Annotated in this window: 19 protein-coding genes and 2 tRNA genes; 2 read left to right on the forward strand and 19 right to left on the reverse strand. The window is 29.6% G+C overall.

Annotated features, from left to right (window positions below; genetic code table 11):
- Window positions 1-251: 251 nt before the first annotated feature.
- The 4 genes from ACSIGE_RS12305 to ACSIGE_RS12320 all read right to left on the reverse strand — a co-directional run bounded on the left by ACSIGE_RS12305 (window position 252) and on the right by ACSIGE_RS12320 (window position 5,625).
- On the reverse strand, window positions 252-2,966 hold the full coding sequence (locus ACSIGE_RS12305; protein ID WP_440880170.1) for a S8 family serine peptidase: 2,715 nt from the start codon (window positions 2,964-2,966) through the stop codon (window positions 252-254).
- Between the two features lie 1,444 nt (window positions 2,967-4,410).
- Window positions 4,411-4,484, reverse strand: a tRNA-Asp gene (locus tag ACSIGE_RS12310).
- An 89-nt stretch (window positions 4,485-4,573) separates the two neighbouring features.
- Window positions 4,574-4,647 (reverse strand) — tRNA-Asp (locus tag ACSIGE_RS12315).
- A 54-nt stretch (window positions 4,648-4,701) separates the two neighbouring features.
- Entirely contained in the window at window positions 4,702-5,625 is a 924-nt protein-coding gene (locus ACSIGE_RS12320) for a DUF58 domain-containing protein (RefSeq protein ID WP_440880171.1), read from the reverse strand.
- A 199-nt stretch (window positions 5,626-5,824) separates the two neighbouring features.
- Between ACSIGE_RS12320 and ACSIGE_RS12325 the strand changes: the two genes are divergently transcribed.
- The gene (locus ACSIGE_RS12325) at window positions 5,825-7,132 is read left to right on the forward strand and encodes a hypothetical protein (RefSeq protein ID WP_440880172.1); all 1,308 of its coding nucleotides are present in this window, start codon (window positions 5,825-5,827) and stop codon (window positions 7,130-7,132) included.
- Window positions 7,133-7,439: 307 nt separating this feature from the next.
- Here ACSIGE_RS12325 and ACSIGE_RS12330 read toward each other — a convergent pair whose 3' ends face one another.
- Window positions 7,440-9,980, reverse strand: coding sequence for a M1 family aminopeptidase (locus ACSIGE_RS12330; protein WP_440880173.1), 2,541 nt, complete (start codon window positions 9,978-9,980; stop codon window positions 7,440-7,442).
- Window positions 9,981-10,072: 92 nt separating this feature from the next.
- Window positions 10,073-10,390 (reverse strand): thioredoxin, encoded by a 318-nt coding sequence (gene trxA, locus ACSIGE_RS12335; protein WP_440880174.1) that lies wholly within the window; start codon window positions 10,388-10,390, stop codon window positions 10,073-10,075.
- A 285-nt stretch (window positions 10,391-10,675) separates the two neighbouring features.
- Between trxA and metK the strand changes: the two genes are divergently transcribed.
- Window positions 10,676-11,929: a methionine adenosyltransferase gene (metK, locus tag ACSIGE_RS12340; RefSeq protein WP_440880175.1), complete on the forward strand. Its 1,254-nt coding sequence runs from the start codon at window positions 10,676-10,678 to the stop codon at window positions 11,927-11,929.
- A 549-nt stretch (window positions 11,930-12,478) separates the two neighbouring features.
- Here metK and ACSIGE_RS12345 read toward each other — a convergent pair.
- The 13 genes from ACSIGE_RS12345 to ruvC all read right to left on the reverse strand — a co-directional run bounded on the left by ACSIGE_RS12345 (window position 12,479) and on the right by ruvC (window position 23,662).
- Complete coding sequence (locus tag ACSIGE_RS12345; protein ID WP_440880176.1) at window positions 12,479-12,652, reverse strand: hypothetical protein; 174 nt, start codon at window positions 12,650-12,652, stop codon at window positions 12,479-12,481.
- An 891-nt stretch (window positions 12,653-13,543) separates the two neighbouring features.
- Window positions 13,544-14,521 carry a polyprenyl synthetase family protein gene (locus tag ACSIGE_RS12350; RefSeq protein ID WP_440880177.1) on the reverse strand — a complete coding sequence of 326 codons (978 nt, stop codon included), beginning with the start codon at window positions 14,519-14,521 and terminating at the stop codon, window positions 13,544-13,546.
- A 221-nt stretch (window positions 14,522-14,742) separates the two neighbouring features.
- A complete protein-coding gene (gene rlmN, locus ACSIGE_RS12355) occupies window positions 14,743-15,780 on the reverse strand; it encodes a 23S rRNA (adenine(2503)-C(2))-methyltransferase RlmN (protein ID WP_440880178.1) in 1,038 nt (345 codons plus the stop codon).
- 99 nt (window positions 15,781-15,879) lie between these two features.
- Window positions 15,880-16,929, reverse strand: a complete 1,050-nt coding sequence (gene queA, locus ACSIGE_RS12360) for a tRNA preQ1(34) S-adenosylmethionine ribosyltransferase-isomerase QueA (RefSeq protein WP_440880179.1) — start codon at window positions 16,927-16,929, stop codon at window positions 15,880-15,882.
- Between the two features lie 115 nt (window positions 16,930-17,044).
- Window positions 17,045-18,271, reverse strand: coding sequence for a 3-phosphoshikimate 1-carboxyvinyltransferase (locus tag ACSIGE_RS12365; RefSeq protein ID WP_440880180.1), 1,227 nt, complete (start codon window positions 18,269-18,271; stop codon window positions 17,045-17,047).
- A 5-nt stretch (window positions 18,272-18,276) separates the two neighbouring features.
- Window positions 18,277-18,525: a hypothetical protein gene (locus ACSIGE_RS12370; protein WP_440880181.1), complete on the reverse strand. Its 249-nt coding sequence runs from the start codon at window positions 18,523-18,525 to the stop codon at window positions 18,277-18,279.
- On the reverse strand, window positions 18,526-18,852 hold the full coding sequence (locus ACSIGE_RS12375; RefSeq protein ID WP_440880182.1) for a nucleotide pyrophosphohydrolase: 327 nt from the start codon (window positions 18,850-18,852) through the stop codon (window positions 18,526-18,528).
- Window positions 18,853-19,046: 194 nt separating this feature from the next.
- Window positions 19,047-19,265, reverse strand: a complete 219-nt coding sequence (locus ACSIGE_RS12380; RefSeq protein WP_440880183.1) for a hypothetical protein — start codon at window positions 19,263-19,265, stop codon at window positions 19,047-19,049.
- A 291-nt stretch (window positions 19,266-19,556) separates the two neighbouring features.
- Window positions 19,557-19,868 (reverse strand): MFS transporter, encoded by a 312-nt coding sequence (locus ACSIGE_RS12385; RefSeq protein ID WP_440880184.1) that lies wholly within the window; start codon window positions 19,866-19,868, stop codon window positions 19,557-19,559.
- Entirely contained in the window at window positions 19,865-20,140 is a 276-nt protein-coding gene (locus ACSIGE_RS12390; protein ID WP_440880185.1) for a hypothetical protein, read from the reverse strand. Before ACSIGE_RS12390 ends, ACSIGE_RS12385 begins: the two co-directional genes overlap by 4 nt.
- A 961-nt stretch (window positions 20,141-21,101) precedes the next feature.
- Window positions 21,102-21,860: a cyclase family protein gene (locus ACSIGE_RS12395; protein ID WP_440880186.1), complete on the reverse strand. Its 759-nt coding sequence runs from the start codon at window positions 21,858-21,860 to the stop codon at window positions 21,102-21,104.
- 16 nt (window positions 21,861-21,876) lie between these two features.
- The gene (gene hemW, locus ACSIGE_RS12400) at window positions 21,877-23,040 is read right to left on the reverse strand and encodes a radical SAM family heme chaperone HemW (protein ID WP_440880187.1); all 1,164 of its coding nucleotides are present in this window, start codon (window positions 23,038-23,040) and stop codon (window positions 21,877-21,879) included.
- 70 nt (window positions 23,041-23,110) lie between these two features.
- The gene (ruvC, locus tag ACSIGE_RS12405; RefSeq protein ID WP_440880188.1) at window positions 23,111-23,662 is read right to left on the reverse strand and encodes a crossover junction endodeoxyribonuclease RuvC; all 552 of its coding nucleotides are present in this window, start codon (window positions 23,660-23,662) and stop codon (window positions 23,111-23,113) included.
- Between the last annotated feature and the right edge of the window lie 37 nt (window positions 23,663-23,699).

Below are 23,699 nucleotides of genomic sequence, written 5' to 3' on the forward strand. Positions count from 1 at the left end.
GAAACCTTGCCATATGTTTTGTAACATGTTTGTCGTCTTTTTGTATGAGAAACAAATCTTATAATTTAATTTCATATATCCAAATTTTATTGATGTTTTTTGTTTATTGCGTAGGTATAATTAAGAAATCGAATAACTTTTATCTCAGTTTTTATAATTTTGGTTATAAATTCTTAAAAAAGGTCTAAATTAAGAAAGCACTGAAGATAAATTCAGTGCTTTCTTGGTTTAAAGTTATATTTTAAATATAATTATTTAATAAACTTGGAAATCAATGTTTTTTGACCATCATACACTTCCAAAATAAACATTCCAGGATTTAATTTAGATATGTTTATTTTATTAGATTCCAAGTTTCCAAATTGAACAGTACTTCCATCAGGAGTTGTAATATTGTATGTTTTGCCTCCAGTTTTAGAAGCTACAGTTATTTCTATAAAATCAATTGCTGGATTTGGGAATACATTTAAATCTAATACTTCTTGATTGATTATTGGTTCACCTGATAAAACAAAATTTTGTGATATTGTTGATATGTTACTAGAGGCTTCTTTAATGTTTATCATATAATCTTCAACTTCTCCATCTGCAAAATTTTCACAAGATGTTGGATTTCCACCATATTTCATAGAAACACGCATTCTTGTTTGTCCTAATTTGGCATCAGAAGGTATTGTTATTGTCGAAATTCTATTTCCAGAAGAGTTAGAGTTTCCACTGGCAATTTTCTCTCCTTTATCGTTAAAATCACCATCTCTATTGTAGTCTATCCATATTGTAAAATACTCGTTGTAAGCAGTGCTTCTAAATCCTGCGCTCACTACTAGTTGGTTAGAGCTACCTCTTGTAACATTTGCAACTTTTGATGTAAAGTCTCCATACCCTCTATTCGTGCCAGAGGCATTAGTCATTCCACCAAAAGAAACATAGTCAATCCACTCATGAGAGGCTCTATTACCATTAGATTGACAGTAGTTTACTTGTGATGGTTTGGTACTAAATTTTATAGAAGAACTGTAGTTAGATTTTCCTGAAGTACATTTAGAACGTATTTGAATTTCGTACTGGGTTGAAGCAGATAAGTCACTTAAAGTACTTGATGCAGAAGACACTGCTTTATTAGTCCATAAAGATGATCCAACATTACGATAACGCAAATCGTAAGTTGCACCAGGTAAAGTAGTCCAAGAAATTGTAGCTTGTGTGCTGGTAACTGATGAAGTTGAAATCTCTTTTGGTCTAGTAGCATTACAAGTAACATTGGTTCCAGTAATACCTGTTACTATTAAGGAGTAGTTTTGGCTTCCACCTGTCAAAGAACCTTTATGAGATACGGTAATAGTATATTCTCCTGAAGCATTATTGATATCAATTCTTTCGTATGGATCAACATTATTGTCTCTTCTTGCTGATGAAGTTGGACTTGTTAGTTCATAGGGTAAATAAGTGGTTTCTCCTTTAGAAACTCTAATGTCCAAATCATTTACTAATACAGGAGTAGTGGAGTTAACAGTGGTATTAGCAATACCAGGTCTGTCAGTCCAAGAAATAGAAGCTAATAAAGGACTTGAACCGTCAGAGTTTACCGTAATAGTATATGTTTGACCAGAAGTTAATGTTAATTCTTCAATTTTAGATTGATTTCCTTTTTGAGTTATTGTCTCTGCTGCTTTTTTAGCATTTAATAACCCCCATCCGAAAACAGCATCAGGTCCAGAAAAACCAGCATCGTCGGCAGTATGTAAAGCCAAGCCTTTTAAGGTCGACGCTCTCATAAAATCACCATTATTTAAGTTTTTATAATGTTGTTGAAGGAGTAGTAATGATCCAGTTACGTTAGGAGCAGCCATTGATGTACCATCGATACTAAAGTAGTCATCATTTATATTTCCGTCAGAACGATTATCTCCCCTAAAAGCATCCCAGCTAGGGAAATGAAAGCTAGAATAGACTGTCGTCCCATTACCAGTGATATCTGGTTTTATACGCATATCATCAGTTGGTCCCTCGCTACTAGTGCTGTTTATTGATACAGAAATTAGGTTTCCACTAGAATCAATATTAGCGTCTTGGGCATTTGCTACTACTAGATTGTTTTTTGATGTTGCATGACCTGTTAGTTTATCCCAGCCAAATCCTCCTCTTGGATTGCTATTTAAAACATCATCATTTCCTGAATTACCTGCAGCTACAACCATTAAATAGTTTGGAGCATTGAAGAGTATTTCATCCCAAGCTCTAGATTCTGCTATATATCCTCCAAAATAGTAATCGGCCAATACTGGTTGGTTTGTTATTGGGTCTCGGGGGGCAATTCCATAAGAATGATTGGAAATTAACATTCCGTTAGCAGCAGCAGCTGTTGCTTCTGGTTGATCATTATTCCAATCACGACCAATTACTTTCGAGTGTGGTGCCATTCCTTTCGCATTTGCAACAAAGCCAGATGCCATAATAGTACCAGTCACATGTTCTGCGTGAAAATGAAGGGTTGATGTTCCGTCTCCAATAGAAAATCTATTATTACCTCCTGCTCCATCATATTCTTGATGAGCTTGATTCGCGACTCCTCCATCCCATACATGTGCAGTCATATCTTGTCCCATTAAATTTAGACCTAATGAGCCTCCATTATTTAAATGATTAGTTCTTGTAGATTTTGAGGCATTTACATTAAAAGTAGTGTAATAAATTGGTTTTTCGTTAACTACTTTTTGAAGTTCAAACATGCGACCATCCTTTGCGGAGTACTTAACTTTCCAGTGTCGCTCCTTAGCTATTTTCAGTGCTTTTTGTTTTTCTTCTGAATTTTGTTTAGAAAGGTTTTGTTTTAAGGTTCGAAGTTTATTTAAATTGTATTTACTGCGAATTCTTCTTGCTTCAATTTTGCTTTGTGCTTGTGTTTGATAAGATAAACCTATAAGTACAGCTACGAGTGCAATTTTACCTAAGTATTTATTTTTCATTTTAGAAGGTTTTTTTGGGTTATTTTTTACATTTATAATTTATAAACAGATATTTATATATATTTCCGTATGTTTTACAAGGCCTAATAATAGATACGAACTATTATTCGTATAATTATTACTATACATTTTGTTGTATTTATTTTTAAATTGAACAGTAAATGGGTATTATTCTTATTACCTTTTTAAGACTTTAATAATAGAATTATACACCGGAAATTTTGAAATTCCTCTTTTACTTATATCTATTAGATGGTTTCTTAAATTGCTAGTTTGAATAAGTTTTTTTGAATAATAAGTCTTGAGTGACTTGTTTTTGATATGAATCTTTTTACCAACTTGATTCTATTTAGTAATTCTATTTGATTGAATAGACTTTTAAATAGAGAAAGGTTTATGAACCTATTTGAGTATTTATTTTTCATTTTATTTTTCATTTTATTTTTCATTTTAGAAGGTTTTTTGGAGTTATTTTTTTACATTTTAATTCATAAACAGATATTATACATGTTTTCGTATTGACTTTTTAAGGCTCAATATTATATACGAGCTATTTTTCGTATAATTATTACTATACATTTTGTTGTATTTATTTTTAAATTGAACAGTAAATGGGTATTATTCTTATTACCTTTTTAAGACTTTAATAATATAACTATACACCGGAAATTTTGAAATTCCTCTTTTACTTATATCTATTAGATGGTTTCTTAAATTGCTAGTTTGAATAAGTTTTTTGAATAATAAGTCTTGAGTGACTTATTTTTGATATGAATCTTTTTACCAACTTAATTCTGTTCAGTAATTCTATTTGATTGAATAGACTTTTAAATAGAGAAAGATTTATGAACCTATTTGAGTATTTATTTTTCATTTTATTTTTCATTTTAGAAGGTAACTTTGTTAATTAGCTCGTCATCGTTTAGGTTGAATATACAGCTAATCGTACATAATTTTGATTCTAAAACTACAAAAAAAGTATTGTTGTTTGTCTGTTTTTTTTTTATTTATATTTTTTTTAACAGAAAGGAATATTGTAAGAATGATATTCATTCATCAATATGATCTCAAAAAACTGAACTCTTACTTTAATTTTTCGCCATTAAATTTGGGTTAATAATTAAGTTTTTTTTATTTCAATTATTTAATTAGTTACGATTAATTGTTTTTTTGTTGGTTAATAGAGCAGATAGAAGGATAAAATAAACTATGAGTATTTCTAGTATAGAGTTTAAATAAAAGTAAAAAATTGTAAAGGGAGAAAAAAATTTAATTAAATAAGAAACTACTTGTTCTTGGCAATGTAGTCGAACAGATATTTATGATAATTTATTAAAAAGTAGGAATGAGATGACTGGTATATTATTGAATTTTTATAAGAGGCACAATTATTAACTGTGTTTAAATAGTAAAAACTTCTCTTAATAAATAGAGAAGTTTTTTGCGGTCTGGACGGGACTCGAACCCGCGACCCCATGCGTGACAGGCATGTATTCTAACCAGCTGAACTACCAGACCGTTGCTTTAAGCGGTTGCAAATATAAAATTGTTTTTTTTATTTGCAATAAATATTTTAAAAATATAATTTCTTTTTTTAAGAACTTTTGCGGTCTGGACGGGACTCGAACCCGCGACCCCATGCGTGACAGGCATGTATTCTAACCAGCTGAACTACCAGACCGTTGCTTTAAGCGGTTGCAAATATATTATAATTTTTTAATTATGAAAGGAAGTTTTATAAAAAATTTCTTCTGCTGATTAAATAGGTCAAAAGTATTTTATCATAACCCTCGTGAATGTTCACAGGGACATAGTCTATTTTGTATTGTAAGCATTTGTTCTTTAGATTTTCGAAAAATACGTTGACAAGATTTTTATAATGAGTTTTTATGTTTTCTGGGTATATATTAATTTCTTCACCCGTTTCAACATCCTGATATTTTTTTGGCGTATTCTCAAAGTTAAAATTGAATTCAAGTTCCATATCATAGGTATGAAATAAGACGACTTCATGCTTGTTGTACTTAAGATGACGAAGTGCGTCAAATAATTCATCTTCATTTTTAGTAGTTTGAAACATATCAGTAAACAGAAATATTAATGATCTTCTATGAATTTTTTGAGCGATTTGATGGAGGTATTCATAAGTGTCAGTTGAGAAAGAAGACTTAGCCAGCATAAGCTTTTCCAGTTGATTTACGATCATTTTACGATGACGTTCACTTCCTTTTTCAGGAGTGTAAAATTCATAGTGGTCTGAATAAATACTTAATCCAATGGCATCACGTTGTCTCTTAAGTATTTCAGATAAAGCAGCAGCAGCCACGCATGAGAATCCTACTTTATTCAAATTATCATGAGTTGTATTACTACTGAAAGGAAAATGCATTGAGGCGGAATTATCAATGACTATGTGACAACGTAAATTTGTTTCTTCTTCATATTTCTTGGTGTATAATTTTTCTGTTTTTGCGAATAACTTCCAATCTATGTGCCTTGTACTCTCGCCTTTGTTGTAGAGCTTATGCTCTAAAAACTCAACGGAAAATCCATGAAAAGGACTTTTATGTATGCCCGTTATAAATCCTTCTACGACATGTTTTGCTAAAAGGTCTAGATTTTTAATTTCAGGAAAGTTAGAGTTGTTTAAATCAATCATAATCTTCGAAAATAATGAAAGAATAGGAGATAGTCAAATACTTCTTTAGTCTGTTTATATTTCAAAATTTGATTTTTAAGGTTAAAACAACTTGTTTTTAATGGTTATTAGGTATTTGATTTGTAGGGTTTTCCCTTATTTTTTTTTAAAAAAAAGTATTTCATATTTGTTCACTTAAGAACAATTACAAAGAATGATTATGAACAAATTTTTTACTTTTATTTTGCTCCTTTGCGTTGGAGTAATTTACGCAACAGAACTTAGGGTCGCCGACTCTGCTTTTAAAAGCTATCTCATTCACGAGTCTGGAGTTGATATTAACCACGATGGTAAAATTCAATTATCAGAAGCAAAATGCTTTTCAGGAGCGCTCTACATTCAGGGTAGAGGGATTAAAAACTTGAAAGGGATTGAAGCTTTTGAAAACTTAACAGGATTGTGGTGTAATGATAACGAAATAACCAGTCTTGATTTATCAAGAAACAAGGCGTTAATATCGATTTATTGTTATAATAATAAATTGAGACAGTTACATATTGGTCGAAACAATGCTTTAAAGTACCTATATTGCTACAATAACCAATTAAGACAGTTGCATTTATGGGGTACTCCATCATTGACAATGTTGCATTGTTATGATAATCAACTTCGTTGGTTAGGAGGGCTTTCATTTAATAAAAATTTAACTGACCTTTATTGCTACAATAACGAATTGTTGTTTTTAAATGTATCAAAGGCAAAACAGCTTGAGCGTCTTTACTGTTATAACAACCAATTAAGTCATCTTGATGTATCAAAGAACAAAAATTTAACAGATTTATATTGTTATGAGAATAATTTGGTAAACCTTAATATTGACGGTGCAGATTCTCTTAGATTATTATACTGCTATAACAATGTTTTAAGACAATTAGATGCTTCTTCTAATTGTTTATTGGAACATCTTTACTGCTATAATAATAGCATTCAAAAACTTAATGTTTCTGGAGCAACTTCACTTGAATTACTTTATTGTTATAACAATAATATTAAAACGTTAGATGTTTCAAATAACAAAGAATTAACAGATTTATTTTGCTACAACAATGAATTAAATATTTTAAATATGAAAAATGGAGCAAATACAAATTTAACTTCATTTAGTGCCACAGGAAATACAGATTTAACCTGTATTCAAGTTGATGATCAAGCATATGCTGAATCCGAAGGTTGCTGGTATATTGATTGCACAGCATATTATAGAGAGAATTGCTGTGATGATGATGCAGTATTTTTTAATGAAATTACAATAGGTCCGAACCCAGTAGTAAATGTTTTGAATATTTTTGATAAGGGAGCTTATATAAAGAATGTGAGAATATACCCTTTTTCTTCAAAAGAAGAGATATTATGCACAAAAGATAGAAAGATAGACTTAACTAATTTTAATTTATGTAAAGGTCTGTATCGTGTTCATATTGAGGGTAGTAATAATAAATCTACTACCAAATTGATTTACAAAAAATAAGAGAAAAAAAACCTTCAGAAATCTGAAGGTTTTTTTTCTCTTATTTGTCTAAACTGATTAGAATCAAATCTATTATTTACGTTGTTTTTTTGTTAAAAAGAATAGAAAGGTTTTGCGAAACATATGAAGTTTAAACTATACTATATTTTTTATCATGCTTATTAAAAAAATAAACTGTTTAAATGATTTTTAGGTACGTTGTAATTAAAAAACAAGGGTAGCTTATTGATTTTTCTTATTTAATTTTAAGAAATTTTTTCTGCATTTTTATCTAAAAAACACTGTTTTCTTTTTTAATTTTAAATCTTTATTCTTTTATTGTTTGTGCTCTTTTTAAATTATCCGTTACAATTAGTAGTTTCTTTAAAAGAATTGGGTTATAGTTTTTATTTAAACTAATAAATTTATCAACTCGCTCAAGAGCATCTGAAGAAGAGTAATGTCCGATAGAATTTGATAGCCATCTCTTTGGGAAAAAAATATCTCCCGTTAGTTGAACTTCTTCTAAAAGATCTAAAATCTGAGGTAAATATTTTGTTGAAACTCCATGACGCAAAGGATGATTTATATTGGTTAAAGCATCACCTACCCATGATTCTTTTTCTCTATTCTCTGCCTTGTTTAAAGAAATCATAAAATTATCTCTTACATTTTCATCAGAAGATAATGAAGGTAATAACCATAAAAATCGTTCTTTTTTATCTTTATTAGATATTTTTTTTAATTGTTTGTCAAGTATGCTTGAAGCTTCAGGATGCTTGTAGATAGCTAATTTAATGGCTAAATTAGTAAAATCATTTTCGTTTAAATTAAGATTTTTAATTTCAATCTTACGTTCCCAAATAAGATATAATATCTCTTTACCAGATTTATGATTTGATATATTTTTTAATATTGAAAAAAGAGTTTTTTGAATATTATCAGGGCCACCATTAACTAGTCTGCTATAAAGTACCTCCGAAATTTTCGAGTATTTTTCTCTTGTTTGATTAGTTAAGAAAGTCCAGTATATGGTGTTTACTCTTCCACAAATATAATTCAATATAAGTTCATTTTTTTCATGTTTTAATGCATAAATATAGGTTTCTAAGGCGTTTGTAACAGGTATTTTTCCTAATAGCATATTTTCATATAGGTTAATGAAACTATGTCCTCTTGCAACATCATTTTTTATTGAATTAATATCTAAAAGACCAAAGGGAAACACACCATATCCGATCCCATTATAATTATAGATAATCTCCCTTGGTTTGGGTAGACCTTTTGCATTGTTAATTTGAACTAGTTCTTTATTTAAGTTTACATCCAAAATTTTGATTTCATCATCATATTTTAGTCCAATACTGAAAAATTGATTCCATACTTTACTGCTTTTATCCTCGGCTTTTTGCTTCACGAAAAAATCTTTTATTTTACCATTTTCATAAATAATAGAGTCTGATATTATTGGTCTTCCTGATGACTTTACCCAGGTATTACTCCATTCTTTTATATTCTTTTCGGATAAATCATCAAATATATTAACCAAATCACTCCAATCAGCATTGCTATTGGCGAAGTTTGCTATGTATTTTTGAATTCCTTTTTGAAATTGAGAAGTTCCCATGACCAACTCCAGCTGACGCATCATAATCGGAGCTTTATTGTATATTATTCGACCATAAAGACCTCCTGCATTCTTTAGATTATCGAGATGCTGTTTTATTGGATTTGTTCCCTTCGTTCTATCTTCTGAATAAGCACTTGGGTAATGAGACATTAAAAAGTTTAGATCATGATTGATTTTTGGAAATACTGGATTCATAATCTTATCTGCCATAAAATTAGCAAAAACTTCTTTTAACCAAACATCATCAAACCATTTCATTGTTACTAAGTTTCCAAACCACATATGCGAGGTTTCGTGTGCAATTAGCTTAGCTCTGCGTAATTTCGAAGTTATAGTGGCACTTTTATCTAGAAATAAAAGGCTTTGTCTATATTGAATGGCCCCAGTGTGTTCCATACCTCCATACTGAAAAGGAGGTAAGGTAGCAAAGTCCATTTTTTGAAACGGAAATTTATGATTTGTATAATCCTCTAAAAATGAAATTGAGTTTTGGTGAGTTTTAAAAATAGTTGGTATGCTTTCATTAATCTTTTCTTGATTCGTTTCTCTGTATAGAAACCGCATTGGGAAAGGACCGTTTTGATCAGTTTTTTCAATAAATTCTCCTGCAATAAATGAAAATAGATAAGTACTCATTTTATCTGTTTTTTCATATTTATATTCAGTAAATTCATTTTTTGTAATTCTTGATTTTTCATGAGCTCCAGTTAAAACTTTCCAGTTTTTGGGTGCTGTTATAGTCAAGTTGTAGTGCGCTTTTAAATCAGGTTGGTCAAAACAAGGAAATAGGGTACTTGCTCTGTCTGGAACAAGTAAAGTGTATAGATATTCATCATTTCTGTTAAGGGATAATTCGCCAGCTAAAAAACTGATGTTTATTTTGTTTCTTCCAAATTTCAAGACTTTCTTATCAATAATTAGATGTTCTTTTTTGTGATTTATTTCACTTCTTTTTTGGTTTACATTAATTTCTTGAAGATGATTGGTTTTCTCATTAAAATCTATTATGATATCATTTACTGTGTCTTTGAGTGTAAAATTTATTTCAAGGTTAGCATGAATATTTTTCTCCTTCTCTTTTGGGATAGAAAAGTTTAAATTATAAACAACATCGCTTAGTTGTTTTTTGCGGCTTTTAGCAAGTGTTAGAGAGATACCTTTTGAAACCTCTTTACTTTCTTGAGCATTTTTGCAGTTAATAATCAGGATAAATGATAAGATAAATAATAGATAACGCATAATTTTTTGCAAGTAGTTCATTAAAGGATAAAAATAATAAAGGTTTGGTAAACACCAAACCTCTGTTATTTAATTTCTTATTATTGTAATTCTTACAATTGAGCATCTATCTTTTTTTTGTAAACATCTTTAGAAGCAACACCTACATGCTTATCTACTTGTAATCCATTTTTAAATATTAAAACTGTAGGAATGTTTCTAACATTAAGTTGTCTAGCAATATCAGGATTTTCATCAACATCTACCTTGCCAATAATAGCTTTTCCTTCGTATTCTGAGCTTATTTCATCGATGATTGGGCCTATCATTTTACAAGGTCCACACCAAGCAGCCCAAAAGTCAACTAATACAGGTATATCTGAGTTTAACACAACTTCATCAAAGGAAGCGTCTGTAATTTCTAATGCCATCGTATCTAATATTTTATTTATGGTTATTATCTTGATTAAGATACAAAAGTAAGCATTTATTTTTCCTATGCAATTGTTGAAAAATTACTTTTTATTATTAACTTATCAATTGTTTTTATGATAACTTTATTTTTAATTCTCTAAATAATATTTATTTTTGTTTTTGTAAAAACAGAGGAAAAATTTGTCTGATTGCAACCTCATAAAAAAATGCTAAAGCAGTAACATACTTCTTTTTGCAGCAATCATAAATTTTTCTATTTTAGAAATTTAAAAAAGTAAAATATGTCATATTTTTTTACTTCAGAAAGCGTTTCTGAGGGACATCCTGATAAAGTTGCTGATCAGATATCTGATGCATTAATTGATAATTTTTTAGCCTTTGATTCCAATTCCAAAGTTGCTTGTGAGACTTTAGTGACAACAGGACAAGTAGTATTGGCAGGAGAAGTTAAATCAAATACATATTTAGATGTTCAAAAAATAGCAAGAGATGTAATAAATAAGATTGGCTACACAAAGGGGGAGTATATGTTTGATGGAAATTCATGTGGAGTTGTATCAGCGATTCATGAACAATCAGATGATATAAATAGAGGAGTTGATAGGCAAGAAAAAGAAGAACAAGGAGCTGGGGATCAGGGAATGATGTTTGGTTATGCATCAAATGAAACTGAGAATTACATGCCGTTGGCACTTGATTTATCTCATTTAATATTAAAAGAATTAGCTACTTTAAGAAGAGAGAATAAAGATCTAACATACCTACGTCCAGATGCAAAAAGCCAAGTTACCATTGAGTATTCAGATGATAATGTCCCTCAAAGAATTGAAGCTATTGTAGTATCAACACAACATGATGATTTTGATGAAGAAGAGATAATGTTAAAAAAGATTAGAAAAGATATCATTGAAATATTAATTCCAAGGGTTCAAAAACATTTACCTAATGAGATAAAAGCTCTTTTTAATGAAAAAATCAAGTATCACATTAACCCAACAGGTAAATTTGTTATAGGAGGTCCTCATGGGGATACAGGACTTACAGGTCGAAAGATAATTGTAGACACATATGGAGGAAAAGGGGCACATGGAGGAGGTGCTTTTTCAGGAAAAGATCCAAGTAAAGTAGATCGATCTGCTGCTTATGCGACTCGTCATATAGCCAAAAATTTAGTAGCGGCTGGAGTTGCAGATGAGGTTTTAGTTCAGGTTTCTTATGCTATCGGAGTTGTTGAGCCGATGGGTATTTTCGTAGATACTTACGGGACCTCGAAAGTTAATTTAACAGATGGAGAAATAGCTAAAAAAGTTTCAGAGCTTTTTGATATGAGACCATATGCAATTGAAAACCGATTAAAGTTAAGAGCACCTATATATAGCGAAACTGCAGCTTATGGGCATATGGGGCGTAAAAATGAATTAGTAGAAAAGACTTTTGTTCAGCCTAATGGGGATAAAAAAACACTGAGTGTTGAATTATTTACTTGGGAAAAATTAGATTACGTAGAAAAGGTAAAAAAGGTATTTAGATTATAGGTCTATAACGTAAAAATAGATAGTATATCGCAAAAAAATAAATCTTAACTTAAAAGCGTTATTAGAAAGAAAAAAGAAGCATTTTTCAAGAAAAAATGCTTCTTTTAAATTAACCAAACTATATTTATACTTTCTATACTCTATGCAATAAAGATACTACGGTACTTCGTTTTTTTATTTTAAAATTAGTCTAGTAACTTGTTTTGATGGTTAATTAGTTCTTATTTATTGAGGGAACCGTTTAACTATAGATGAATATTTTATTATTATTGAATTGTTAATTTGAGTTCTTAATTTATTTTTTTGACAACCAATATCCTCATGTTTAATAGTTCTGTTAACTAGGTTATCAAAAACAGTTTGCTTGTGTATTGAACTATTTAAACAATAACTATATCCATTCAAGTATTTTTGAAAATGCCTGTCATTAATCTAAGAATAAAAACTTTTTAAAACTGCTTTTACTTGATAAATGATGGTGTTAATCTTAAAAAAAATAAAGCAATTACTTTTTAGTTGAGTAATATTATACTCCTTTTTTAATGGCTTTTATCCAGTCCATCTATTTTTAGTTACATTGGCTTTTGTGTCCATGTGACTCACAAATATTTTGTGTAATTCATCTGATAAATAATTGTCTATGGTTTTAAAATAGGTGTATTTGACTCCTCTCGTATCTCCTTTTTTTATTGCTAAAACAACTTTTTTTCTTCCTATCATCATTGCTTTTTCCTTTGTTTCAAATCTTTTTTACCTATACAAATTTATCAACCAAAATATCTCCTACAATAGGATGCTTCTCACTGTTAGAAATAGCTAATCAATTTTACACATAAATAACGAAGAGGTATGTCTAATTAATATTTAAACGTCTTGCCATCTGAAGAGCAGAAGTGCTTTTAGTAAAAGTGCTTATCTCAAAAATAATAGTAAATTCCTTGCGGAGTCCAAACTTTATCTTGTGAAATAAAGTATTGAGGTATGATAGGACTCTCTATGTGATGACATAAATTACAATCTTTAACAAAATTAGATTTACGAATAGTACATTTGTATTGATCCATGCACGATATCTTTTACACCTCTATTTTATTATTTCAATAGTTATAAAATCCAGAAAAAAGAAAAGAAGTAAAAACGGTCCCCTGTTTTTTACTTCTTTTCAGTAATTGAAATACAAAAAATTAACTATATATTAAATATATTTCTCTTAATACGAAAAAACATATTCTTTAGATTAACGAACGATATATGTAGCTAAATAGTGAGATGATTGATATAAGAAGGAAGAGGAATTAAAGTAAAAATTTACTTTCATAAGTAGGTTTTTACTTTAGTCATAGATATAGAGTGGAATACTTTTTTTTTGTTTTAAATATTTTTTATTGAACAAGTTGTTTTCAACGAAAATAATGCAGATATAACTTATGAAGATGTAAAAGAATTAATATTTAAATTATTTTCTACAAATTCATATAAGTAAAAACATATCTGCTGAAGAACATTATATAATTAAAAAACACATTTTTTACTATGCAAAAGAATGTGGGAGGTGTGACAGCATAGTTTGGTGAAAAATGAATATTATTTTATGGTAACAAAATTTGATATGCTTTATATTTTACGCTCGACTACATAACCAATCATTTTTACTAAAGAATTTTTATATTCGGAGTTAGGAAAATTATTTAAGATTGCTATAGCTTTGCTTTTGTAACTATGCATCTTATTCATAGTATATTCTATACCTCCATTCTTTTTTACAAAAGAAATAACCTCCTTGACTCTTTTTTTATCGTGATTATGTTTTTTTATAGAGTTGATTAACCAGTTCCTATCTTTTTTAGAAACGTTGTTCAGTGTATAAATTAGAGGTAAAGTCATTTTTTGTTCCTTTATGTCAATGCCTGTTGGTTTACCTATTTTATCTTCTGTATAGTCGAATAAATCATCTTTTATTTGAAAAGCAATTCCAATGTATTCGCCGAACTTTCGCATCTGTTGTACAGTCTTGTTATTAGCGCCAACTGATGCTGCGCCAATACCACAACAAGCAGCGATTAAAGTAGCAGTCTTTTGTCTTATAATTTCAAAATATACTTCTTCTGTAATATCTAGCTTTCTGGCTTTTTCAATTTGTAGCAGTTCTCCCTCACTCATTTCACGTACAGCAATTGAAATGAGTTTTAATATATCAAAATCTTCGTTATCAATAGATAAAAGAAGTCCTTTTGAAAGTAAAAAGTCTCCAACTAAAACAGCAATTTTATTTTTCCAAAGTGCATTAATTGAAAAAAAACCTCTTCGTTGATTACTATCATCAACAACATCATCATGCACTAAAGTTGCTGTATGAATTAATTCTACAACAGATGCTCCCCTATAAGTTCTCTCATCAAAACCTCCATCGGAAACCATTTTAGCTACTAAAAAAACAAACATTGGGCGCATTTGTTTGCCTTTTCGTCTTACAATGTAGTAGGTAATTCTGTTTAGTAATGGAACTCGAGATATCATGGCGTCTTTGAATTTTGTTTCAAAGAGTTCCATCTCTTTAGCTATGGGTATTTTAATTTGCTCTACGGGCTTCATATCGACGAACAAAAATAAGAATAAATTTACACTTGATTGTATTTATGTGTTTTATAAGTTAACCTCTTTCTATATTTTAAAATATTTAAAAGGGGATGAAGATTTTTTGATAATTAAGTTTATTCAAAAATGAAGTTGAAATATTTCGTTCATAGAGATGTTTCTTTTACATGATTGTGTAAAAGAATTTTAATGAGAATTATTATTCCAAATTTATTTGACTATGACTTATTAGCTAGCTGACCACAAGCAGCATCAATATCTTTACCTCTTGATCTTCTTACATTTACAATAATATCATTCATTTCAAGGTTTGAAATATAATTATTCAAAGTCCGTTCAGAAGCTTGTTGAAACTGACCATCATCAATAGGATTGTATTCAATCAAATTCACTTTACAGGGCACATATTTACAAAAAGAAACTAACGCATCAATATCCTCTTTTCTATCATTGATTCCATTCCAAACTACATATTCATATGTGATTTTTCTTTTTGTTTTAGCATACCAGTATTCTAATGAGTCTTTCAGATCATTTAAGGGAAATCGAGTATTAAATGGCATGATAGAGGATCTAACACTATCAATGGCAGAGTGAAGTGACACCGCTAAATTAAAACGAACCTCATCGTCAGCCATTTTCTTTATCATTTTGGGAACCCCTGAAGTAGAAACGGTTATTCTTCTTGCTGCCATTCCTAGTCCTTCAGGAGATGTAATTTTATCAATAGCCTTGAGTACATTATTGTAATTCATCAAGGGTTCTCCCATCCCCATGAAAACAATATTTGATAATTTATGATTATGATAAATTTTACTTTGTTTGTCAATTGCTACAACTTGATCATATATTTCATCTGCATTTAAATTACGCATTCGTTTCAATTGAGCTGTTGCACAAAATTTGCAATCTAAACTACATCCGACTTGACTAGATACACAAGCAGTTGTTCTTGTTTCTGTGGGAATTAAGACAGATTCAACAATTAATCCATCATGCAGTTTTATTGCATTTTTGATGGTTCCATCATTACTACGTTGCATGGAATCAACTTCAATATGATTAATAACGAAATTTTCGTCTAACATCTTTCTTGTAATTTTAGAAAGGTTTGTCATGTCATCGAAGCTATGTGCAGCTTTACTCCATAGCCATTCATAAACTTGGTTTCCTCTAAAAGCCTTATCATTGTTTGAAACGAAAAACTCCCTTAGCTGTTCTTTGCTTAGTGAACGAATGTCTTTTTTTTTATTCAATTTATTATCTTAAAGTTGAAAGTTATGGCAAAGGTAAAATAAAAAACTGGTAATCTTAGAGGATTACCAGTTGATCATATTTTTAAATATTTGGCTGCTTTATATTATTAGCATAGCATCTCCGTAAGAATAAAATTTATATTTTTCTTTAATTGCTTCATTATAGGCATCCATCACGAAGTCATGACCTGCAAATGCTGAAATCATCATTAATAGGGTTGATTTTGGTGTATGGAAATTAGTAACCATACAATTTGCTATACTAAAGTCATAAGGAGGGAAAATAAACTTATTTGTCCACCCATTGTAAGGGTTTAACCGTTTACTTGCAGATACAGAAGATTCTACAGTTCTCATAACTGTCGTTCCGACCGCACAAACTCTTCGTTTTCTATCTAAAGCACTGTTTATAATGTTGGCACTTTCGTCAGGTATAATGATTTGTTCTGAGTCCATTTTATGTTTGGACAAGTCTTCTACTTCTACAGGATTAAAAGTACCTAAACCAACATGTAATGTCATTTCAGCAAAATCAACACCTTTGATTTCTAGACGTTTCATTAAGTGTTTAGAAAAATGTAATCCTGCGGTTGGTGCCGCAACAGCTCCCTCGTGTTTTGCAAATATTGTTTGGTAGCGCTCTTCATCCTCTGGCTCAACATCTCTTTTGATATACTTAGGCAAAGGAGTTTCACCCAACTCAATTAATTTGTGACGAAATTCTTCATATGATCCATCAAATAAAAAACGTAAAGTTCTTCCACGTGATGTCGTATTATCAATTACTTCAGCTACTAAACTATCATCATTACCAAAAAATAATTTATTTCCAATTCTGATTTTACGAGCAGGATCTACTAAAACATCCCATAATCTATTTTCAGCATTTAATTCTCGTAGAAGGAATACTTCAATTCGTGCACCTGTTTTTTCCTTATTCCCAAACATACGAGCAGGGAAAACTTTGGTGTTGTTAAGCATCATTACGTCACCTTCGTCAAAATAATTGATTAAATCTTTAAATAATTTATGTTCAATTGTTTGTTTTTCTCGGTTTAACACCATTAAACGTGCCTCGTCTCTATGCTCTGAAGGGTATTCTGCCAATAATTCCTTTGGCAAGTCAAAATCAAAATTCGATAATTTCATTTGTAAAAATTTCTAAACGAGGGGCAAATATACAATATCGATAGGGGGGATGTCAAGCTATTCTATATTTATTTTGATGAAACCATTTTGTTAAAAACGTATCTTTGATTAATAACTATATCTTTTCAACTTTTAATCCAATTTTACTCATATCAATCCAAAAATTTCTAAAAGATTTACTTACGACTTCAGCATCATTTATTTTTAATGTCGTTTTAAAAGCTAGAGGAGCAAAAGCCATAGCCATTCTATGATCATTATAGGTTTTAATATCTATATTTTTGTTAATCTTATTACTTGCTTTTAATTCTAAGCTATTATCAGTTACTTTAATGATAGCTCCAAGTTTAGTTAATTCTTCTCTAAGAGCTTCTAATCTATCCGTTTCTTTGATTTTTAATGTATGCAATCCTGTTAAAGAACATGAAATACCTAAACCAAAACACGTAACTGCAATTGTTTGTGCAATATCAGGAGCGTTATTTAAATTTATACTTAATGTATTATTTGAATGGATAGAGGATTTTATCAGTGTAATACTATTTTTTTTAAAAAACGTTTTTACACCGAAATGTTCATATATTTCACCTAAAACAGCATCACCTTGCAAGCTATCTGCTTTATATGCTGTTAACGTAATACTTGAATTGAGTTTACTTAAAGCTATTAACGAGTAAAAATAAGATGCTGAACTCCAATCTGATTCTACTGTTACTACTTGATTTACTATATTCGATTTTGGATTTATAGTAATTAAATTGTCTTTGAAACTGGTTTCAACCCCAAGTTGATTAATTAAATTCAATGTCATTTTTATGTAGGTAACAGATGTTACTTTATCTGTTAACTTAATATTTAGACCATTTGGTAAACTAGGGGCAATAAGCATTAGAGCAGATATATATTGACTGCTTACATTACTATTTATAGCGACTTGATTTTTTTTTAGTTTCTGTCCAATAATTTTTAAGGGAGGATATCCTTCTTTTTCAAGGTAAGAAATATTAGCACCTAAAGATCTTAAAGCCTCTACTAAAACTTTTATAGGGCGGTTGTGCATTCGTTCAGACCCTTTTAATATTTTTATAACGCCTTCTTTAGAAGCAAAAAAAGCTGTTAAAAATCTCATTGCAGTTCCTGCATGACCAATATTGATTATTTCGTTAGTTGAGAGAAACGCTTCTTGTATGTGTTTTGTGTCATCAGAGTCAGAGAGGTTATCAATTTCTAAGTTAGGGTATAACTGTTGTAAAATTAAAAGTCTGTTCGACTCACTTTTTGATCCTGATACTGAGATTTTGGCTTGAATCGTAGAGTTTTGTGTTTGTAGTTGTAAGTTCATGATAATTAGGTCATTTTCTTATTAGTAATCCAAATTCCATAAATAAAGCTAAAAATTATTTTGAAGCCCCAAAAACGAATCCATTTTCCATTAGAAAAATTGATTTCATATACATTATTAAAATTTCCGGAGAAAATATCTTTAGAGTTTGTAAAAACTAAAGAAAAGAGAGTGACAAAAATAAAAAAAGGAATCGTTACTCTAATTACATTTCTCCAAAATAAAGGTTGTTGCATTTTTTTTAATATGCTCATTTATCTTAGTTTTTCGTTATTATGATGGCGATCATGGTCTCGTTTAGCTTTGATGTTAAGTTTTTTATCAAAAGCATCTTGAAGATTAATTCCTGTCTGATTAGCCAAACAAAGAACAACGAAAATAACATCAGCTAATTCTTCTCCTAAGTCCTTTTGCTTATCACTTTCTTTTTCACTTTGTTCACCGTAACGACGCGCTATAATTCGAGCAACCTCACCAACTTCTTCAGTTAGTTGTGCCATATTTGTAAGTTCATTGAAGTAACGAACTCCATGATTTTTAATCCAGTTGTCTACTTGTTTTTGAGCGCCTGTTATATCCATTTTAATAGTATTATTTTTCTAGTTTTCTTTTTCAAATATAAACTTTCTCGTGGCTAATTAATTCTACAATGTGTATTTTTTCTATTTTACATAAGATTCAATCATCTTGATAACATTAGCCTTTATTTACTTGAACTATTGTTAGGTCTTAACTTATAATGTTCTCTTTTTGTGAGATGTGTTAAGATTATCAATTAAGACATACCTAGCAATGATAGTAATATCATAATATTCCATGTACTGTTATAGCTCATTTTATGAATAAGTTGCATTTCTGAATTGTGGGAAAATATACGTGAAGCAGAAAAAGCAATACTGTAATATGCCATATATTCTCCTTGCTTTCCTTTTTTAGCTCTTTCCAAAGCGAATGCATTTGAAAAAGGAAAAGTAATCATTTCTCCTAAGGTCATTATAAGCATTCCAATAATTAAAATACCTGTTCAGTTTGTAATATTTAAAAGAGTAAAACTGATTCCTGTTAAAAATACTCTAATGAACATTAAAAACACTTTACTATACTTTGTGTCCTCTAGCCATTTAACTAGAGGCATTTCAAGGATAAAAATTAAAAAACCATTCAGCTCCATTAAAATACCAATTTCTGATTCCGATAAATGATGCCTATTTTTGTAATATAGAGGTACAGTAGAAAAATATTGTAAAAATATAAAACTAAACAAAAACATTGAAATAAAGAAAAATCAAAAGATTTTATCCGAAAACACAGATTGCGGGTTTTTAGTGGTTGTTTTATCTGTAATTTTTGATTTTTTAGGACTTAAAACTTTAACTAATAAGGTTGAGCCAAGTAAACAAGTAATGCCGTCAATCCAAAATAAACTTATATATCCAAACGATGTTATGATCAATCCTCCAATAGCTGGACCAGCAGAAAATCCAAGATTTATAGCTAATCTAATTAATGTTAATGAACGTGTTTTGTTTTTAGGTTTACTATAGCTATTTAATGGAACAAACATCGCTGGTCTAAAACTATCTGCAATTAGTATCACAAAAAAATACCAAAGCGAAATCTAATAAATGAAGTTACGAATTGAAGCGCAAAAAATAATATCCCTGTTAAAAATAAACTAAATTTCATTATTTTAAAAGCGTCTATTTTATCCGTCATTTGTCCACCTATCCATGAACCGAAGACAGAGCCGACTTCAAAAAATGTCATTACCCAACCAACATTCCAAAGAGAAAAGTTTAATTTTTTGGTTAAATAAAGTGATAGAAAAGGAATAACCATCGTGCCTGCTCTATTGATAAGAATAATCAAAGCTAGCCATCAAACCTCTCTTGAAAGTCCTTTAAATGTACCAATATAACTAGAGTAGAGCTTTTTCATAGTTTTTAAATTAATTTTAAGTAATTGTCTGAAAGTAAAAAAGCTCTACGCTGGCGTCGGACTTTTTAGTATTGTTATAATTTATGTTGAAATATTTATAATACGTAATAAGCCCGCAGATACTTACGATAAATAAATGAGCAGAATTGTTTATAAATATTGAGAATATTCATTTGGCTTAAATTTTAAATGTATAATATATATAAGTTATTTATAAAGAGAGGAATATTAAAATACTAATTAATAATGGCTCCCTAAAAGTTGAATTTATCTAAAACTTTAAAAAAATAGAATAATCACTTGGTCAGAATGATACTAGAGAAAGAAAACTTTCTGATTACAAGGTTTTAACATGAATTTCATTATTATTCAGTCCAATAAGTGAACTCTCTATATTAATGAAGCTTTAGTTGTTATAGTAATTTGGTGCGTTTTATCGATTTGTCTTATGACTTATCGATAACTTATTATGCTGAAATAGTACTCTATGACATAAATATTAGTATTTTAAAGTTTAAAATGATCGATCCATCGTTTATTTATCACCATTCATAGAATAAAATATAGGTGCTATTCACCTAAAAATAAATTCAATTTAACATATGATAAGTGAAAATGGACTTTTTTTAAAAGTTGAAAAGTATGTTTTTTTTAGATTTAGAGGGTAGATGAAACATAAAGTAAATCTCGACTAATAACTCCTGAGATCCCTAAAAAGAAACATTTACAATTATACATATTTAATCGAAAGAAAGGAGCTGAATTATAAAAATGAGATCCGAATAAGCTTTTAAGAAATATTATACTAGATATAAATATTATCAGGTGATTAAGTCTTAAGAGAGCGGTAAATACGATAATTTTTTTCTCTCTGTTGTTTTTCAGAGATGAATTAATTTTCTTGTTGTACTTTGTACAATATAGGTTTACTGGGTGTAGCATCATTTTCAAAAGGAGCAACCATTAAGTTTAAAACATAGGCTCCATCCTTAATAGTATTAGAGACATAAATAAACTCTGTAATAGTTGCATCAAACCTGATGTTTTTTTTGGTATTCCAAAAGGCATTATGTGCTAATAATTCACCGTTATCTCTTTCTTTATCTATAGAAGGTAAATCAATAAGTAAGTGTTTTATGGATATATTTTTGATATATTCGGCAGCTTCTAAGGATAAATAAGGTGGATTTGTATTAGAGTATCTGGCAAAAGTTTTTTTATCTGAATTGGGTATGGTTCGAATGACTAATGCCTCAATATTTGTATTTTTGATACTTTCTATTATGAGTTTTTTTGTAATCACAAAATCTCCATTTTTTTGTTGTTGAGGCTCGACAGTTATCAATTCGGTAATGAAAAAATAACATGATAGGTTTTTATTGATAGAATGTATTTTTTCTGTGATATGGCCAACACATTCGGTATGTGTTATGTGTGCATGCGGGTTAAATACTATATTATTAAAATTAACTGGACCACCTTGTGCAACATTTCCAGTCCAGTTACCGGACTTTACAGGTTTTATTTGAGGATCTTCCAAGTACCAAGCGTTAATATTTGGTTTAGACATATCAATAGGAATTGAAATATCTAGTGGTTTTGATAAATCAATCTTGAATGTTTTATTTTTGTATTTTATTATAGCGATCATAAGTGCTTAAAAATAATTAAATTATAAACAAATCACTAGCTAAACCATCTGAAAGGAATTTGCCTTTTTCTGTAGTTTTAAGAATTTTTTTACCAGCCTCGTTAATTTCAATGTTAAGTAAGCCTTCATTGATGAATTTTTGAGCATTATTGATAAGCTGAGTATAGTTCATTTCGCCAAACTCTTCTCTTATTTTTATTAAAGATACTCCCCAAATAGTTCTGAGCCCAGTCATTATATATTCATTAAATTGATCTTTTACACTTAACTTTTCTATTTCAGAAGGAAGTTTATTTGCTTGTATATCTTTTATATACTTTATATTGTTTGATACGTTCCAGCTTCTTTGTATTTTATTGAATGAATGTGCAGATGGTCCGATACCTAAGTATTTTTTACCAAGCCAATAGCTAGTGTTATGTTTTGAAAAATATCTGGGAATACCAAAATTAGATATTTCATAATGGATAAACCCTTTTTTTTGAGTTTCATTTATTAGAATATCAAAATGATCTTTAGCTACTTCTTCTTTAGGTGAGGGATATTTTCCATTACGAATAAATTTGTCTAAAATAGTTTTAGGTTCTACTGTTAAAGCGTAAGAAGAAATATGTTTAATACCGAAATCAAAAGCGATACTTAAATTTTCTTTCCATCTTTGATTGCTCATTTTAGGAATTCCATAAATTAAGTCTATTGTTATGTTTTCAAAATATTTAGTAGCTAAGGTTAGGCAGTTTTTAGCTTCGATAGCGTTGTGAGCTCGATTCATCATTTGTAAGTCTTGTTCAAAAAAAGATTGAATACCAATACTCAATCTATTAATTCCGACAGACATATATTCTTTGAAGATATCTTGTGCTTTTTTATCAACGAATTTACTTGTTAAATCATCAGGGTTAGCTTCGAGCGTTATTTCGAGATTATTTTTTAGTGAATAATTTTGTTGTATTGTATTAATTATTAGTTGAATCTCTTTAGGTGATAGCAAGCTGGGCGTACCTCCACCAAAATATATAGTTTCTATAGTTTCATTTACTAATTCATTTTTTCGTAAAACCAACTCTTTTATTAAACAAGAAATAAGATCATCTTTTTTTCTTAAAGAAGTTGAAAAGTGAAAATCACAATAATAACAAGCTTGTTTACAGAAAGGGATGTGTATATATATTCCAGACAAAATAATGATATATTTAGGTTTTCAGCGTATTAAATATTTTTATAGCGACTCTTTCGAATAGATTTTTTGCTTAGTTTATTTTTTTAGGATTTTGTTTGATAAATGCGGCCCACCCTGTATAATTTTTACCACCAATTTTACTTCCCGAGTTATAGTGATGACACACAGCTGCAGCTAAACCATCCGTAGCATCGAGATTTTTAGGTAATGACTTTAGGTTTAATAAAGATTTTAACATTAGGGCTACTTGTTCTTTACTTGCATTTCCATTACCAGTAATTGCCATTTTTATTTTTTTAGGCAAATATTCCGTAACGGGTATTTGTCTTGAAAGTCCAGCTGCCATTGCAACTCCTTGAGCTCTACCGAGCTTTAACATTGACTGAACATTTTTCCCGAAAAAGGGAGCTTCTAAGGCAATTTCATCAGGTTTATAAGAGTCAATTAGTTCGATTGTTCGCTCAAAGATTAGTTTTAATTTTAAATAAGGATCCTCATATTTTTTTAAAATAAGTTCATTCATTTGAATGAACTCCATTTTTTTTCCAATTATTTTTATAATTCCAAATCCCATAATAGTGGTTCCTGGGTCAATCCCTAGTATAATTTTTTCTGTAGTCAAATGATCTGATTTCGTGTTAACAAAGCTAATTAAATAT

It is taken from the genome of Tenacibaculum profundi (assembly GCF_052050075.1).
Classification (GTDB): Bacteria; Bacteroidota; Bacteroidia; order Flavobacteriales; family Flavobacteriaceae; genus Polaribacter.